The sequence below is a fragment of the Pseudoalteromonas sp. Z9A4 genome (assembly GCF_011378845.1).
GTDB classification, from domain to species: Bacteria; Pseudomonadota; Gammaproteobacteria; order Enterobacterales; family Alteromonadaceae; genus Pseudoalteromonas; species Pseudoalteromonas arctica.
This window is the reverse complement of the sequence record NZ_WTLA01000002.1, coordinates 287,064-303,405: the sequence shown is the minus strand read 5'-3', so window position 1 is coordinate 303,405 and position 16,342 is coordinate 287,064. Positions and strand designations below refer to the sequence as shown.

The 16,342-nt window shown below is 39.9% G+C and carries 15 protein-coding genes and 4 tRNA genes; 3 read left to right on the top strand and 16 right to left on the bottom strand.

Going from position 1 to position 16,342, the window contains the following annotated elements; genetic code table 11:
• Positions 1 to 38 precede the first annotated feature (38 nt).
• The 10 genes from GQR54_RS03065 to xerD all read right to left on the bottom strand — a co-directional run bounded on the left by GQR54_RS03065 (position 39) and on the right by xerD (position 7,686).
• Positions 39 to 115: transfer RNA gene (locus tag GQR54_RS03065), tRNA-Arg, on the bottom strand.
• Between the two features lie 148 nt (positions 116 to 263).
• Positions 264 to 340 (bottom strand) — tRNA-Arg (locus tag GQR54_RS03060).
• 179 nt (positions 341 to 519) lie between these two features.
• A tRNA-Arg gene (locus GQR54_RS03055) sits at positions 520 to 596 on the bottom strand.
• Positions 597 to 634: 38 nt separating this feature from the next.
• Positions 635 to 727, bottom strand: a tRNA-Ser gene (locus tag GQR54_RS03050).
• Between the two features lie 128 nt (positions 728 to 855).
• Complete coding sequence (locus tag GQR54_RS03045) at positions 856 to 1,038, bottom strand: hypothetical protein (RefSeq protein ID WP_166376497.1); 183 nt, start codon at positions 1,036 to 1,038, stop codon at positions 856 to 858.
• Between the two features lie 322 nt (positions 1,039 to 1,360).
• Positions 1,361 to 2,896 (bottom strand): lysine--tRNA ligase, encoded by a 1,536-nt coding sequence (gene lysS / locus GQR54_RS03040; RefSeq protein WP_166376496.1) that lies wholly within the window; start codon positions 2,894 to 2,896, stop codon positions 1,361 to 1,363.
• Between the two features lie 26 nt (positions 2,897 to 2,922).
• Positions 2,923 to 4,021 (bottom strand): peptide chain release factor 2 gene (gene prfB, locus GQR54_RS03035; protein ID WP_138950671.1). Its coding sequence is split into 2 segments (ribosomal slippage): positions 2,923 to 3,945 and positions 3,947 to 4,021, totalling 1,098 coding nucleotides; the frame shifts between segments, so codons are not numbered across the junction.
• Positions 4,022 to 4,164: 143 nt separating this feature from the next.
• A complete protein-coding gene (recJ, locus tag GQR54_RS03030; protein WP_007583770.1) occupies positions 4,165 to 5,886 on the bottom strand; it encodes a single-stranded-DNA-specific exonuclease RecJ in 1,722 nt (573 codons plus the stop codon).
• 81 nt (positions 5,887 to 5,967) lie between these two features.
• Positions 5,968 to 6,696 (bottom strand): bifunctional protein-disulfide isomerase/oxidoreductase DsbC, encoded by a 729-nt coding sequence (dsbC, locus tag GQR54_RS03025; RefSeq protein ID WP_007583768.1) that lies wholly within the window; start codon positions 6,694 to 6,696, stop codon positions 5,968 to 5,970.
• A 63-nt stretch (positions 6,697 to 6,759) separates the two neighbouring features.
• A complete protein-coding gene (gene xerD / locus GQR54_RS03020; protein ID WP_024590718.1) occupies positions 6,760 to 7,686 on the bottom strand; it encodes a site-specific tyrosine recombinase XerD in 927 nt (308 codons plus the stop codon).
• Positions 7,687 to 7,780: 94 nt separating this feature from the next.
• Between xerD and fldB the strand changes: the two genes are divergently transcribed.
• Positions 7,781 to 8,302 (top strand): flavodoxin FldB, encoded by a 522-nt coding sequence (gene fldB / locus GQR54_RS03015; RefSeq protein ID WP_166376529.1) that lies wholly within the window; start codon positions 7,781 to 7,783, stop codon positions 8,300 to 8,302.
• 77 nt (positions 8,303 to 8,379) lie between these two features.
• Here fldB and GQR54_RS03010 read toward each other — a convergent pair whose 3' ends face one another.
• The 4 genes from GQR54_RS03010 to GQR54_RS02995 form a co-directional block, all read right to left on the bottom strand.
• Complete coding sequence (locus tag GQR54_RS03010) at positions 8,380 to 8,847, bottom strand: YHS domain-containing (seleno)protein (protein WP_166376495.1); 468 nt, start codon at positions 8,845 to 8,847, stop codon at positions 8,380 to 8,382.
• A 138-nt stretch (positions 8,848 to 8,985) separates the two neighbouring features.
• On the bottom strand, positions 8,986 to 9,432 hold the full coding sequence (locus GQR54_RS03005) for a DUF2147 domain-containing protein (RefSeq protein WP_166376494.1): 447 nt from the start codon (positions 9,430 to 9,432) through the stop codon (positions 8,986 to 8,988).
• 143 nt (positions 9,433 to 9,575) lie between these two features.
• Positions 9,576 to 11,585 carry an alpha-amylase family protein gene (locus GQR54_RS03000; RefSeq protein ID WP_166376493.1) on the bottom strand — a complete coding sequence of 670 codons (2,010 nt, stop codon included), beginning with the start codon at positions 11,583 to 11,585 and terminating at the stop codon, positions 9,576 to 9,578.
• A gap of 156 nt (positions 11,586 to 11,741) precedes the next feature.
• On the bottom strand, positions 11,742 to 12,440 hold the full coding sequence (locus GQR54_RS02995) for a methyltransferase (protein WP_166376492.1): 699 nt from the start codon (positions 12,438 to 12,440) through the stop codon (positions 11,742 to 11,744).
• A gap of 75 nt (positions 12,441 to 12,515) precedes the next feature.
• Here GQR54_RS02995 and srmB point away from each other — a divergent pair, with 75 nt between their 5' ends.
• Together srmB and GQR54_RS02985 are read left to right on the top strand one after the other, a co-directional pair.
• Positions 12,516 to 13,742, top strand: a complete 1,227-nt coding sequence (gene srmB, locus GQR54_RS02990; protein WP_166376491.1) for an ATP-dependent RNA helicase SrmB — start codon at positions 12,516 to 12,518, stop codon at positions 13,740 to 13,742.
• A 272-nt stretch (positions 13,743 to 14,014) separates the two neighbouring features.
• Positions 14,015 to 14,335 (top strand): BON domain-containing protein, encoded by a 321-nt coding sequence (locus tag GQR54_RS02985; RefSeq protein WP_010553266.1) that lies wholly within the window; start codon positions 14,015 to 14,017, stop codon positions 14,333 to 14,335.
• A gap of 93 nt (positions 14,336 to 14,428) precedes the next feature.
• Here the strand turns inward: GQR54_RS02985 and GQR54_RS02980 are convergent, their stop codons facing one another.
• Both GQR54_RS02980 and GQR54_RS02975 read right to left on the bottom strand, forming a co-directional pair.
• Positions 14,429 to 15,112, bottom strand: a complete 684-nt coding sequence (locus GQR54_RS02980) for a hypothetical protein (RefSeq protein ID WP_166376490.1) — start codon at positions 15,110 to 15,112, stop codon at positions 14,429 to 14,431.
• Positions 15,113 to 15,352: 240 nt separating this feature from the next.
• Positions 15,353 to 16,309: a mechanosensitive ion channel family protein gene (locus GQR54_RS02975; RefSeq protein ID WP_166376489.1), complete on the bottom strand. Its 957-nt coding sequence runs from the start codon at positions 16,307 to 16,309 to the stop codon at positions 15,353 to 15,355.
• Positions 16,310 to 16,342: the final 33 nt, after the last annotated feature.

Genomic DNA, 16,342 nt, shown 5'->3' with positions numbered 1-16,342 from the left:
ATTTTTCTTACACTTAAAAGTGTATGAAAACATGAAAGTGGTGGGCGCAGGAGGATTCGAACCTCCGACCGCTCGGTTCGTAGCCGAGTACTCTATCCAGCTGAGCTATGCACCCACTTTCATTTTTACTGTTACTTGTTTTTACTCTAAGTGAGAGTCTATAAAGTGGTGGGCGCAGGACGTATCTTGTAAGAATGAACCTCCGACCGTTTGGCTTTAGCCAACACTTTACTTTTTTATACTCTAAGTATGAGTCTATAAAGTGGTGGGCGCAGGAGGATTCGAACCTCCGACCGCTCGGTTCGTAGCCGAGTACTCTATCCAGCTGAGCTATGCACCCACTTTATAGTTTACTTATTTTAACTCTAAGTAGAGCTTTTGCTTATTTAGACTCTAAGCAGAGTTATTAAAGTATTGTGAGCGCAGGACGTATCTTGTAAGAATGAACCTCCGACCGCTTGGTTATAAAGCCAAACACTTTAATTGCTTATTTAGACTCTAAGCAGAGTTATTAAAGTATGGTGGGCGCAGGAGGATTCGAACCTCCGACCGCTCGGTTCGTAGCCGAGTACTCTATCCAGCTGAGCTATGCACCCATACTTTAAAACTTTACAAAACACGCCATTAAAAGAAATGGTGGAGAGGGAGGGATTCGAACCCTCGATAGAGCTACAAACTCTATACTCCCTTAGCAGGGGAGCTCCTTCGGCCACTCGGACACCTCTCCGTCTTGTGGGGCGTATAATAAAGATTTCAGAAAATATGTCAAACACTTTTCTACCAAAAACGACTATATGGTTATAGATTACACATATGCTTGGTTTTAAAGTGTGATTAGGTTGAATTTCGAGCAGGTTATGTACTTTTACCGACTGATTTAACACCTAGCATCGGAACTAACTCATCAGTCAATTGAGCTAAGTATTGCTCTTGATAACCTAATTGTTGAAACTCAGCGATACAAACACGGTAATAAGCATCCCGCTCTTCCTCTGTAGTGCATTTCTCTGATAAATATTCTACACGTTCGTCTTTCATACTATTATCCTAAGTCCTTTAAGAATCTATATTCGACTACTAATACTAAGCAGTGTAAATTTCGTGCGTATTATACATAAAAAATTTACATAAATACAACATTATGTTTAAAAAACAATCATACTGAAAAGTTATAGCACTGTTAGTTCTAATACTAAAAACTGCCAATAACAATAAGCCAGTGAAGCTGAATTAAATATTAATCAGAACCAATAACTAGATTTAATTTTTGATGTAGTAATTTTTGACTAAAACATGAATTTCAAACAAAAAACGCCGCTATTAAGCGGCGTTTATTAACTTACTTTGTTCTACCCAAAGCTTAGTCAGCTTGTGGACGCATATGCGGGAACAAAATAACGTCTTTAATTGTAGGTGAGTCAGTAAACAACATTACTAAACGGTCAATACCAATACCTTCACCTGCAGTTGGCGGTAAGCCGTACTCAAGTGCGCGTATGTAGTCTTCATCGTAATGCATTGCTTCATCATCGCCTGCGTCTTTCTCTTCAACTTGGCGAGTAAAGCGCTCAGCTTGGTCTTGTGCATCGTTAAGCTCAGAGAAGCCATTTGCAAGTTCACGACCGCCAACAAAAAATTCAAAACGGTCTGTAACAAATGCATTTTCGTCGTTACGGCGTGCAAGTGGAGAAACTTCCCACGGGTAGCCAGTAATAAACGTAGGTTGAATAAGCATGTGCTCTGCTGTTTCTTCAAATATTTCACACAAGAACTTACCTGGGCCCCAAACACAATTTTCAGGAATTTTAACGTGCACTTGTTTAGCGTACGCTTTTAATTCGTCAAAGTGGTTTTCTGGGTCATTAAATACCGCAGCATCAAACTCAGGGTTATATTTTAATATTGCATCGCTCATGCTTAAACGTGTAAACGGTTGCCCAAAGTCGTACTCAACTGAGTCAATTACTTCGCCGTTTTCGTCTTTAGTTGTATTAACTACAACTGCACTACCTAGTACGTTTTCTGCAACCGTACGAAGCATGTCTTCGGTGATGTTCATCAGGTCGATGTAATCAGCGTATGCTTGGTAAAATTCAATCATTGTGAATTCTGGATTGTGACGCGTAGATAACCCTTCGTTACGGAAGTTACGGTTAATTTCGAATACACGGTCAAAACCACCTACCACTAAGCGCTTTAAGTAAAGCTCAGGCGCTATACGTAAGTACATGTCGATATCAAGTGCATTATGGTGAGTTACAAACGGACGCGCAGATGCACCGCCAGGTATAACCTGTAGCATTGGTGTTTCTACTTCCATAAAGTCACGGTCTGCTAAAAAGCGACGAATGCCTTCAACTACTTGTGAACGAATACGGAATGTTTCGCGCGTTGCTTCGTTAGTAATTAAGTCAACGTAACGTTGGCGGTACTTTGTTTCTTGATCTGATAAGCCATGGAATTTTTCTGGTAACGGACGAAGTGACTTAGTTAATAGTTGGTACTCAGTCATTTCTACGTATAAATCGCCTTTACCTGATTTATTTAATGCGCCTTTAACACCAATAATATCGCCAGTGTCTAGTTGACCATATTTTTCTTTAAGATCTTTTTGAACATCTTTAGATGCATACGCTTGTACGCGACCTTTCATGTCTTGAATTACAAAAAACGGTCCACGCTTTGCTAAAATACGGCCAGCGATAGACACAACTTCTTGCATCTCTACTAATTCTTCTTTGCTCTTATCACCAAACTGGGCTTGCAAATCAGCCGTGTAATGCTCACGACGGAATTGGTTTGGATGACCGTTGGCTGGGCAATTTTCGCGTATAGCGTCTAACTTGCCGCGACGCTCAGCGATTAACTTGTTTTCGTCTTGGATTTTATCAGTCATTTTTTAGCTCTTTATTAGCTTGGTGGTTATAGGCCAGATTTAAGGCTGGCTTCAATAAATTTATCTAAGTTACCGTCAAGTACCGATTGGGTATTGCGGTTTTCAACGCCTGTACGTAAATCTTTAATGCGTGCGTCATCAAGTACGTATGAACGAATTTGACTACCCCAACCAATATCAGATTTAGCATCTTCTTGCGTTTGTTTTTCAGCATTTTGCTGTTGTAGTTCAAGCTCAAATAATTTAGCTTTTAACTGCTTCATCGCCTGGGCTTTATTTTTATGCTGCGAACGCTCGTTTTGACACTGCACTACGGTATTTGTTGGTACGTGAGTGATACGAACCGCCGATTCGGTGGTGTTAACGTGCTGACCACCCGCGCCCGATGCACGGTAAACGTCTATACGCAGGTCTGACGGATTCATATCAATTTCAATATTATCGTCAACTTCTGGGTATACAAACGCAGAAGCAAATGAAGTATGACGACGACCACTTGAGTCAAATGGGCTTTTACGTACTAAGCGATGCACACCAGTTTCTGTGCGTAACCAACCGTAAGCGTATTCGCCAACAAAGCGGACAGTTGCGCCTTTAATACCAGCAACATCACCGTCGGTCGCTTCAACTAGCTCAACTTTAAAACCTTTAGCCTCGCCCCAACGTAAATACATACGAAGTAGAATATTACACCAGTCTTGTGCTTCAGTACCGCCAGAACCTGATTGTAAATCAAGGTACGCATCGTTTGAGTCATGAGGACCTGAAAACATACGACGAAACTCTAAACCTTCTAACTGCTCGTTTAGATCAGCAAGCTCGCTTTGCGCTTCGTCAAAGGTATCTTGATCTTCAGCTTCTACAGCAAGCTCAAGTAAGCCTTCAACGTCATCAGTACCGGCTACAAGGTTGTCGATTGTTTCAACAACAGCTTCTAATGCTGATTTTTCACGGCCAAGCGCTTGTGCGCGTTCAGGCTCATTCCACACGGCTGAATCTTCAAGCTCGGCGTTAACTTCTTCTAAGCGTTCTTGTTTAAGAGCGTAGTCAAAGGTACCCCCGAAGCAATTCAGTACGTTCGCGAATTTCCTTGATTTGATTAATCACAGGATTCACTTCAAACATGTACATCACTCCAAAATGGCTAGGTAATTGCGCCCCTTTAAATGGGATTTTCGCAATAAATTATCGTCAAATGATAAAAACGCCCGATTTTAACAAAAAACCGCGCGCTTTATTAGCATTTTATGCATGATATTACATATTTTTTAGTGTACTTTTTCAAGCTCTCTAACTATTAATTGCAGCGTAAATTTACCTCTAAACTCATTTATATCGAGCTGGTACGCTACTTTTACAAACTTCGCCTCAGTATCTGGCCATTCTTTTACATCAATACCAAAAGCAATGGCATCAACTAAACGACCAGATTGGTGCTTTAACACGAGCTTTAAATGCTTTTCGCCTACTATGCGCTGCTGTATTACTTCAAAGGTATGCTCAAACACCGGCTCAGGAAATTGCTGACCCCACGGGCCCGATTGCTTTAATAGCTGGGCAAATTCCATCGTAAAGCAGTCGTTTGGCAGCTCACCGTCGGTAAATACAATACAGCGTTTACTTTCTTCACTCAGTTGCGCGCTAACTGCGGCATCAAACGCTTTTTTAAAGTCGTTAAAGTGTTGCTCGTTAATACTTAAGCCGGCTGCCATGGCATGGCCACCAAATTTATTAATCAAGTGTGGGTCGGCTGTATTAAGCCCTTCGAGTAAATCGCGCATGTGTAGCCCTTCAATAGAGCGGCACGAGCCTTTAATTTCACCGTTTTCGCCACCAGCAAATATAACTGTTGGGCGGTGGTATTTTTCTTTTAAGCGACCAGCCAAAATCCCAATAACACCTTGATGCCAATCGTCTTGAAACAAACAAATAGCATCAGGGATGTTATCGTCGCTAAATGCGAGTCTATCAAGCACGGCTTGCGCTTCGGCTTGCATGCCTTGTTCTATTTCGCGCCTTGCAAAGTTTAAGCTATCGAGCTCGCCCGCTATACTACGCGCTTGGTTTATATCGGTGCTAAGCAAGCACGCTATACCCAAACTCATGTCGTCTAATCGCCCTGCTGCATTTAAACGCGGCGCAAGTGAAAAGCCAAAGTCGCTTGCGCTTAAGCGCGCAGCATTGCGGTTAGCCACTTCAATAAGCGCGGTAATACCAGGGCGTGTTTTACCACTGCGAATACGTGCTAAACCTTGGTGTACTAAGGTACGGTTATTTGCATCAAGTGCCACTACATCGGCAACCGTGCCAAGCGCTACAATGTCGAGCAAGTTAGCTAAATTAGGCGGCGGTTGCTGCTCAAAATAACCTAAATCTCGCATTACGCTTCTCAGCGCTATTAATAAGTAAAAAGCAACGCCAACGCCTGCAATAGATTTAGACGGAAAATCACATTCATGTCTATTTGGATTTACGATTGCATCTGCATTTGGCAGCTGCTCACCTTGTAAGTGGTGATCTGTTACCAGCACTTTTATGCCAACCGCTTTTAAAATATCAATACCGGCAATACACGATATGCCGTTATCTACGGTGATCACTAAATCAGGTTTTATTTGTACTATTTGCTCAGCAAGCGCGGGGCTTAAGCCATATCCTAAGCTAAACCTGTCAGGAATTAAGTAATCTAAATGCTTAAAGCCAAACATCTCAAGGCCTTGCATTAATGTTGCAGTGCTTGTTGCGCCATCGGCATCAAAGTCGCCAACTATTAATATTTGGCTTTGCGCTTTTAATGCTTCAATTAATAAGTCGCTGGCTTTGTCGATGTCTTTAAACAATTTGAAGTCGTGAAGCGTAGCTACGCTGTTATTTAGCTCTTCGGCATTGAATACATTGCGGTTAGCATAAATTTGTTTAATTACAGGGTGTAAATTACTCGGCAGATGCGAGTCGTCAACGTTTTCACGCGCAATGATTAGTTTTTTCATGCAGGGTTTTAACTTATTGAGTCGTATTAAAAAGACAAAAAAAGGCCATTAAGGCCTTTTTAATAATAACTAAGCGTTTAATTACGACGCTTTGTTAGCTTCTAATGCTGCTTTTAGTGCTGCTGCTGGCTGGTAACCAGGGATCATCGTACCATCTTCTAAAATAATAGCGGGTGTGCCGCTAATACCAAAGCTTTGACCTAATTGGTAATGCTCTGCAACCGGTGCGCTACAGCCTGCAACTACTTTAGTGCTTGTGCCCGATTTAGCTTCTGTTAGTGCTTCTTGCTGATCGCGTGCACACCATACGTTCATTAAATCTGCGTAACCTGAACCTTGTAAGCCACCACGTGGAAACGCTAAGTACTTAACGGTAATACCCGCATCAAGTAAATCGTCTAACTCGCGGTGTAATTTACGACAGTAACCACAGCTAATGTCGGTAAATACAGTAATGCTGTGTTTTTCGTTTGGCGCTTTGTACACAATCATCGATTCTTCGTATTCTTTAAGACCTTCAACACGCACGCCATTTAATGCTTGCTCTGTTAGGTTATTACGATTATTTAAATCAATTAACGTACCTTGCATTAAATATTGACCGTCTGGACTTGCGTAAAGCACGCCCTTGTTAGTAATCAATTCTTTTAAACCCGTTACTGGACTTGGGTTAATTTGCTTTACAGTTACACCAAGCTCGGCAAATTTAGTAATAATAGGATCATTAGCATCTGGTGTTACAGCAACGCCATTTGCAAATGCACTAATACTTGTGCACAACATGGCACCTGCTAACATTAATTTTTTCATAACTTCTCTCTATCCTAAAAATACTTAATATATTGACCGGCTTAATGATATTTACTTTCAAACTTACGCACGCGGATGATGCTCTGCATGTACCGACTTTAACCGTTCATTGGCAACATGGGTATAAATTTGCGTCGTTGATAAATCGCTATGGCCCAACATCATTTGTACCACACGTAAATCTGCCCCATGATTTAATAAGTGCGTAGCAAAAGCATGGCGCATAGTATGGGGCGATAATGGAGACTCAACTGCTGCCAAAATAGCATAGTGTTTAATTCTATGCCAAAAGGTTTGTCGCGTCATGCCTACTCCGCGTTTAGATGGGAACACAAAATCGGTGGCATGTTTTATCATTTGCGCACGCCCACCCTTTAAAAATTGCTCAAGCCAATACATGGCTTCTTCACCCAGTGGAACTAAGCGCTCTTTATTACCTTTACCTTTTACAAACACCACTGCTTGGCGCAAATTAATTTGCTCCATGCGCAGTCCAACAAGCTCACTTACACGCAAACCCGTTGCATAAAGTAGCTCTAGCATGGCTTTATCGCGCAGTCCCATCGCTTCTTCGGTATTAGGCGCATTTAATAATGCCTCAACTTCGGCCTCTGAGAGTGTTTTAGGTAACGACTGCCCTGCTTTTGGCTGAGAAATATTTAGCATGGGGGTGTCGCTAATTAGTTTTTCGCGCACAAAGTACTGATAAAAACGCTTTAGCGCACTAATACTGCGTGCCGTACTGCGTGGTTTTAAGCCTAAATCGACTCGGTGCGCTAAGTAACTTTCAACATCAAGCCCTGTTACCGTCATTAAATTTTCGCCCTTTAAAAATAGGCAAAACTTATCTAAATCACTGCGATAAGCACTTAATGTGTTTTCGCTTACGCCTTGTTCTAAGTACAGGCTATCTAAAAAGGTTTCTAGGTAGTCGCTATTACTGCTCATACTGCTGTTATTTTCAAAAGAATCGTCAGATAGCGTTGTCACATTATGCTCTCATGCTTTGCTAAGGTATCAATTAAAAATACCTTACGGTAAACTTGAGCCTATCATATCAGGCAATTACACAGTGATAAATACGATGCAAATTGGTTTATTTTTTGGTTCTACTACGTGCTACACCGAAATGGCAGCAGAAAAGATTCGCGACATTATTGGTGCCGATATAGTTACCCTGCACAATATTAAAGACGAGCCACTAAAAAATGCAGAGCAGTATGACTTTATCATCTTTGGTATTTCAACATGGGATTTTGGTGAAATACAAGAAGACTGGGAGTCAAAGTGGGACGACATAGCCGACGTAAACCTAAATGGTAAAACCATTACTTTATTTGGCATGGGCGATCAACAAGGTTACGGGCAGTGGTTTCAAGATGCGCTAGGCATGCTACACGACGAAATAAATACGCAAACATTTACTCAACTTGGTTTTTGGCCAAACGACAGTAGTTACGAGTTTGAAGCTTCAAAAGCATTAACGCCTGATGGTAAACAGTTTGTAGGACTCGCGCTCGACGAAGACAGTCAATACGAGCTAAGCGACGACCGCATTGCAACATGGGTTGAACAGGTAATGACTGAATACGGCGAAACGCTTTAATTAATAAGCTAATAAATAAAAAGCAAAAAGCCCGCAACTAGTTTAGTTGCGGGCTTTTGATTAGTAATATGAGTAATTTATTGAAACGTCATCACATTGGTCGTTTGTGGGTAATATCCATCAGCCATAACAATGTACGGTAGTAAATTACTTAACCATTTTTGCTGCACGCTTTCGCTATAGTTTAAGTAAAGCTTACCTTCGTGAATATAAAATGCTTCTGGGTCTATACCTACAGCGTTACCTTCATCAGCCATTGCATAAGCACACCAACCACCGTATTGCGGTGCATAACGTTTTGGGTTTTCTGCAAATGTCGTTTTGTTTTCTTCACTCGAAAAGTGCCAGTTGGCACCTAAATAACTAAACGTGTATTTGTCGCTGCCTTTAACGGCTTTATTTTGCGTAAAATAAGCAACGCTGTCGTACCCTTTAACAGCCGTGTTATTAAACCAACCCGTATTTACAGCATCATCCTTTGCATTTGCCCCACCGCTTATTAACAGTGCGCTAAGCATTATTAAAGCAACTATGTACTTAATCATCTTTTTTCCTTTATTATTACTCAAAATTGAATGCCAATTAAATATAGCTGGCTTAGTGAGTAAGAAAGGCAAAGCGCAAAAATGATTTCAGTTAATACTTAATTATTTAACGCCCAGTGATTAAATAAGTAGTAAAACTTACTCTACTTTTAGCCAATATTGGTTTCGGTAAAAAAAGCCAATGTAGCCGCGTACCTCGAGTTTTTTACCTTCATCTTGCGGGGTTAGTTGTAAAGTGTAGGTTTTACCATTTGTTGGGTCGAGTATTTCACCGTCTCCCCAAACACCATCATCTTGTGCTTTTACACCCGTGATTATAGTCATTCCTAAAATAGGCTGATCTTTTAACTCATCATCGCACTTACTGCATATATCATTTTGTTTTGCAGGGTTAAGAATGGTTTCAACTTTGCCGGTCAATACACCGCTGGTTTGGGTAATACGTACATACGACTTAGCTTGGTTTGTATCCTCGTCAATCGTTTTCCAAAGCCCTATAGGCGTAATAGCAGCAAACACACCTTGGCTTGCAAAAATGGTGGCTGCTAACGTGCTAAGTAATGCTATTTTATTTAATTTTTTCATTGTGCTGCCTTTAAATTAAGGGGCTAATGGCTAAATCATATCAGGTGATTTATAAACACACTATTAAAGCGCTGTACATAAAATAAAAAACCTAAACTAATAATCATTAGTTTAGGTTGTCATATGAGCTTTTTTGCTTACTTTTAAAAACTACGAATTACTACACCTGAATTATTAAACTCAAATTTATTAATTTTTCCGCATTGCGCCATATGATTAGTACTTGTATAAAGTGGATTGTCTTGTGCAATGGCAGTCTCCCATCCTTGGCCATTTTTAATGAATGCTTTTAGTTCAAACCATCCATTAACCGCTTTACTGCAATCCATATCTACATCAAGCATCCAATAGTGTTCGCCCCATATATTTAAAGGTGTCACACCAAAACCATCTGTGTTTACCGTTTTTTCAGCGCCCCAACCTGCTGGCCAAACGTTCGTTGTCCAGTCGGTAGCAGAACCTTCTGCTTCGCTACTTTGCCCATTTTCTATACCATACCAATCAAGGTAGTTATCATTTGCTTTCCAAGGGCTTGTTGTGACATTTTTTAAATTGTTATGACGAATAGGCATTGCACACTCAAAATTACTTGTTTGGCAATTTCGACCAAGGTTTGCATTTGCATAAGCGTGGTCAATTCCACCACGGATAAACATATCTTGTCCGCTTTGTGTTTGTGCATTAATAAAAATAACCGTTCGCTGCCAGTCACTTTCAGTGCTTGAGGCAGAACTGGTATTTAACTTGGCATTTTTATGAATTGCCATCGCATCCCAAGCGCCAATATTAAGATTAATAGTACCGTCGGAATTAACCGTTATAACCTCACCACTACAGCTTTTAGCATCAGCTGACAGTTCGCCTTTTAACACATTACAGTATTGCCCTGGCGCCATATCGGTTTGCACAGTTGCAGTAAGCATTGAGTCTTCTTTGTTAATAGCCATATGACCCGAGCTACCTCGGCCAAATGATATTTGATTATTCGTGTTATCCCACCAGTTTGTTACTGCCCAATTGTCGGCGGTGTTATTTCTAAAATCGACCCCGCCTGCAATATATGACCAACGATGCTCACACTTCCAATTACTAGCAAAACACTCTAAGTTACCATTATTATGTACCGGTACATTTGGCCCACCAGCATCTGTATCACCATGAAAATCATAACTCGACATTACTTTTGGATAACCGTACGGATAAGCCAACATAAATACATTGGCTAAGTCATATAAGCGGCCATCTTCAAAGGTAATAACATTGCCAGCGCCGCCGTGCCCGCGCTGATTGTCGTGATTGTCTACAAAAACCACCGCAGAAGAGCTTGGCATAAAGCCCCACCCTTCGCCAAAATTACTCAGCCATGCAAGCGAGCCGTTTCTAAAAGTGTTACCAAGCTCAGTGCTATATTTAAATTCAGTAACTAAACCTGTGCTTAAATATTCAGAGGCACCAACAGCCTCCCCACCTTGATCGATCACTTCTTGAAAAACCACTGGCGAGCCATTTACTTTGGCCATTAAACTTTGGATATCGCTTGCTGCAACATGTTTAGAAGCATCAAACCGAAAGCCTTTTACGCCAATAGCTTGTAAGTCGTTAATATATGCTGCAATGGTATTTTGCACATAGTTTGAAGCGGTATCTAAATCGGCAAGTCCAACTAGTTCACAGTTTTGTACTCGGTAGCGATCGTTGCCATAATCAGAGTTATTAATGGTACAACTTTCATGAAAATCTTGTGGGCTATAAATAGGAAAGCTTTTATTACCAAAGCTATTTCCGGCTGTGCCTGTGCCACTTCCTGCTGCCATATGGTTAATAAGCGTATCAACGTAAATATCAACCCCAGCTGCACTACAGCGATTTACCATATCGATAAACTGTGCACGGTTTCCGCCACGACTTTGCAGTTCATAACTTACTGGCTGATAACGTGTCCACCATTGGCTTCCTGTAATGTGCTCATTAGGTGGCGAGACCTGTACTGCAGCGTAGCCTTTTGGTCCTAGGTATTGCTCACATTCTTGCGCTACATCTTGCCAATTCCATTCAAACAAATGTACAAATGTGGTGGGCGTAGCAGTCGCAATACTAGGTAAGAGCAACCCTAGGCTTAAACCTGCGGTGGTGATTATTTTATTGAGTTTCATAGTGTGTGATCCAATTGTTGAGCGAGCAAAACAACTACTCGATGTTATTTACAAGTGGTTAACACTAGATTGGTAATTGATTAAATAAAAACTGAATACGTATGCATAATAGGTAAATTATCCTTTATTACTAGATAACCTACATAACTAGGCAGTTTACATTTTCAAATAAAATGCTTTGCATAGGGCTATATAATCAGCAGTGTAGGTATTATCTAAGTTTCTAATACACAGGATTGATGATTCTATATCGCTTTTTACGTAGCTAAATGTCATTAAACTGCGGCTAATATCTTTATTGGGCGTGGCTTTTACTTGGCAATGAGCATTTAAATAAAGCCCATTTTGAGTAGCAAGCTCAATAAATAATGCGCCTTCAACGCTTGGGAGTATTAAGCTAAAGCGGGAACCACTATGGCTTAAATGTTTAAACGCATTAATTAACTCTTCAAAACTTAGGCCGTCGGTATGGCGTGCGGTATTACGCGCAACATTATCGCCTTTTAAACTGTGATTAAAATACGGTGGATTAGAGATAACCACGTCAAATTTAACTTCACTACTAAAGCGTTGAATAGTTTGGTGCGTAATACTTATAGTTGGCCACGGGCTATTAGCTACATTTTGTAATGCTTGGGTATAGGCGCTTTCGTCAATTTCTACCGCAGTTATATCAAGCTCATTACTGCGCTGCTTACACATTAGTGCTAGTAAGCCGGTGCCGGTGCCTATATCAAGTAACGACTTTGCACCGCTTAAATTAGCCCATGCGCCAAGCAAAATGCCATCGGTAGAAACTTTCATTGCACAGTGGTCGTGTTCAACTTTAAATTGTTTAAATACAAAACCAGACATTTTTTCACCTTTTCATTCACCAAGCGCAGCATAGCGCGTATAATCAGGGTAATTGTCCCTTATTTTAGACACTCTATGCAATTTTCTGAATTTGATCTTGATAACAAGCTACTCGATGCCATTAATAAAATGGGCTACGAGACGCCAACCAGCATTCAACAACAAGCTATTCCTGAAGCACTACAGGGGCGCGATATTTTAGCATCTGCGCCTACTGGTACAGGTAAAACAGCGGCATTTTTAATTCCGGCTATTCAGTACTTACTGGATTTCCCACGTCGTGACCCTGGTTTTGCGCGCGTACTCGTTATGACCCCGACTCGTGAGCTGGCTTATCAAATTCATGAACAATGTGAACTGCTAGCTAAACGCACACACCTAAAAATTGGTGTAGTAACAGGCGGTATTAACTACGGCACGCATAAAGAAATTTTTGAAAAAAATAATGATATTTTAATCGCCACACCAGGTCGATTAATGGAATACCTAGAAACCGAAAACTTTCATGCTGAACACGTAGAAATGCTTATTATTGATGAAGCAGATCGCATGTTAGATATGGGTTTCAAAAAAGAAATGAGCCGTATTTGTGACGAAGCTAAAAATCGTCGCCAATGTTTTTTATTCTCAGCAACACTTGAAGGTGACAGCGTAGAAAGGTTTGCTGAAAAAACATTAAGCGACCCAGCTCTATTAGAAGCCGAATCGTCACGTAAAGAAAAAGCTAAAATTCACCAATGGGTACATTTAGCCGACGATTATCATCACAAACTTGAATTATTAGTTAATACGCTAAAAAACCCTGACGTAACTAAAGCGATTGTGTTTGTTAAAACTCGCGAACGCTTAGAAACATTGATTGGCGAACTTACAACTAATGATGTAAAAGCGGCGTGGTTACGCGGCGAAATGCCACAAGACAAACGTATGAAAGCCATGGAAAACTTCCACAGTGGCAAAACAAGCATATTAGTTGCTACCGACGTAGCTGCACGTGGTATTGATGTATCTGACATCAGCCACGTTATTAACTTTGATATGCCGCGTACTGCCGACGTATATGTACACCGTATTGGTCGTACTGGCCGTGCTGGTAAAAAAGGGATAGCAATATCGCTAGTTGAAGCACACGATATTGGTATTTTATATAAAGTAGAGCGCTACGTTGAACAAAAATTAAAACGCCGTGTAATTAGAGGTGTCGAGCCACAGCATAAAGAAGCTAAGCCACCGGCTAAAAAACGTAAAGATCCAGTAAAAATGAAAGCCAAGAAAAAGGCTAAGGTTAAAAAGAAAAAGTAACCTAAAACATTTTTATACTAAGCCGACTTTTGTCGGCTTTTTAATGCAAGCCTTGCAGGCTCTGCTGTTTGTACCTGTTACATATGTAACCCAAGCATGTAACTCATACTCATTTAAATGTAATTTTTGCCCACCTGAATTCCCACTTAATAAAATTCCCTTATATTTCATAGCGTTAATATTGGCACCGAAATTGTAACTACAAAGATAACCTAGCCGATGGAATTTCCATATTGTGGCTGCACTATTCACCGTAATGTAAGGATTAAGTTATGAACCGCTTCAAGTTAACTATCGCTTTAGTATCATTTTGTTGTTTATTTTTATTAGCTTGCGCTACAAAAGTAAGTGCAGCAACCAACATGGCCGTAGTAAGCAGTGTAGCCACTCAACCTAACTTACAACAAGCTATCACCAACACCCTACGAACTAATCCTAACCTAGCGTTAAGTGATATTCGCGTGCAGGTAAAAAATGGTGAAGTAGATTTATACGGTGAAGCACAAACTGGTTTTCAGCGCGCACTGGCTCAAAAGTTTTTAGAAAATATGGATGGGGTTAAAATCATTCGTAACAAAATTAGCGTTATTTAATACGCACCACATAAACTTATTTGTATAACTAATTCATAAGCGCGGCTTGTTACTCCAACACAAGCTGCGCTTTTTTATGTTTATTTTTTGTAGTTATTTCAATTTATCTAGTTGTTGAATAACATCACTTAATTTAAAACTACTTTTTTGTGAATTAAAACTTTCAACAAAAACTTCTTTAAAACTGCTTACCGTAGAATCTTCATTTAGCTCAAAAGGAAAACCCTTAAGTTCCTTTGTTTTTGGGTTAAACTTATAAACAAAATTGTCACCACTTAAACCCGCTGAAAAAACGTAATGATGATTATCAACCCATCCTGCCGCGCCATGAAATAGAGCAATATTTATTTTATCGTTTTGAGTATGTACGCCGACTTTAACTACATTATTTTTATTGAATGCGGCTTTTGTTATCTCTTTACTGGGGATAAACCAAAACCCTTTTGTATTACCCACAAACACAGCTAAATATTCATTATCAGGTGACCAAGTGATAACGTTACTTTCATAACTTTTTCTAGGGCATAAAACATCATCTGAGCTACAAAACTCTCGTAACTTCTCTTTTTCAATATATGCCGCTTTATTTGGTAAGATTAATGTAGAGGTAAGGTTTTTGTTTTTATCGAGAAAAAGTATTTCAGCGGTATTGTTATCTATATTTAATTTATAACTCACATCATATTTAGCATTATATTCGTTACCTACTGAAATAAAGCTAATAACTAGGCTTGAAAATAAAATTATTTTTGTAAACCATTTAATCCTTAACTTCATTTGTTTGTAACCCTAATATCTAAAAAAAATACACCTTGTATAACCAATAATTGCATAATAAATAGATAAAAGGGAAACTTACCTTATAAAAAATACGTTACAAAATCTGCTGGAGAAAATAATTAATGAATAAAGAAAAGTGACTTGAACTAATTAAAAAGCGCATTTTTTACTCTGTAAAAATGCGCTGTTGGTAAGTAACTATTTCCCAATGCTTTTGCCTAATGAGCTTTAACTAAATTACTCACTTTGGTTAGAGTCAGTACCGTCGCTACTGTCTTTATTTGATGACTGCTGGCTTATTTTGTCGCTTATCATGGCATCGAGTTTTTCGCCGCCTTTAATACCAAAATCTAAAGTACGAATTGGGAATGGAATACTAATGTCAGCCTCATCGAGTGCCTGCTTAACGGCAACAACACCTTTGTGGCGTACCGTCATAAAGTCAGGCTCGCCTGGGTATTTAATCCAAAACCACACCAGTAAGTTAATGCTGCTGTCGCCAAAACCTTCAGCGTATACGGCGGTTTCATCTTTGCGTATTACAAAGTCGAATTCATTAATTTTTTCGACTATAACGTCTTTTGCTTTTTCTATATCATCGCCATACGAAATACCAACAGGTACTTCTATGCGCCTAACGCCTAAAGTGGTGTAATTTTTTAGTACATTTCTAAATAATACTTTGTTTGGTACCAGTATTAACTGCCCATAAAAGCTCTCTATTAGCGTGTTACGTAGGTTTATAGAATGTATTGAACCAAACACGTCATCGGTTTCTATTACGTCGCCTGTTTTGAATGGTTTGCGTACACCCATAGCAATACCGGCTATCAAGTTTTCGGTCATATCTTGAAACGCAAAACCAATTGCTAAGCCCACAATACCCGCACCAGCAAGTAGTGAGGTAACGGTGCCTTTTAAGCCAACAAAATCGAGCGCTATAAATAAACCGATACACAAAACAATAACTTTAAATATTGAAGCCATTAAATCGGCAATTTGTTTTGAATCGAGGGATCTGCGTAATACGTTTTTCATCAGCCTGCCAGCAAAGCGTGCCAATATTGAAAACACAATTGCGATCAGTATCGCAACTATAAAATTAGGGATATGACTTATTACAACATCAAACCACCCTCCGAGCTTTTCTTCTATTAGTTTTTCGGCTTCGTCAATTGACGGAATGCTGATCATTTTATTTGCACCTATTTAATTAGTGTTCTCATT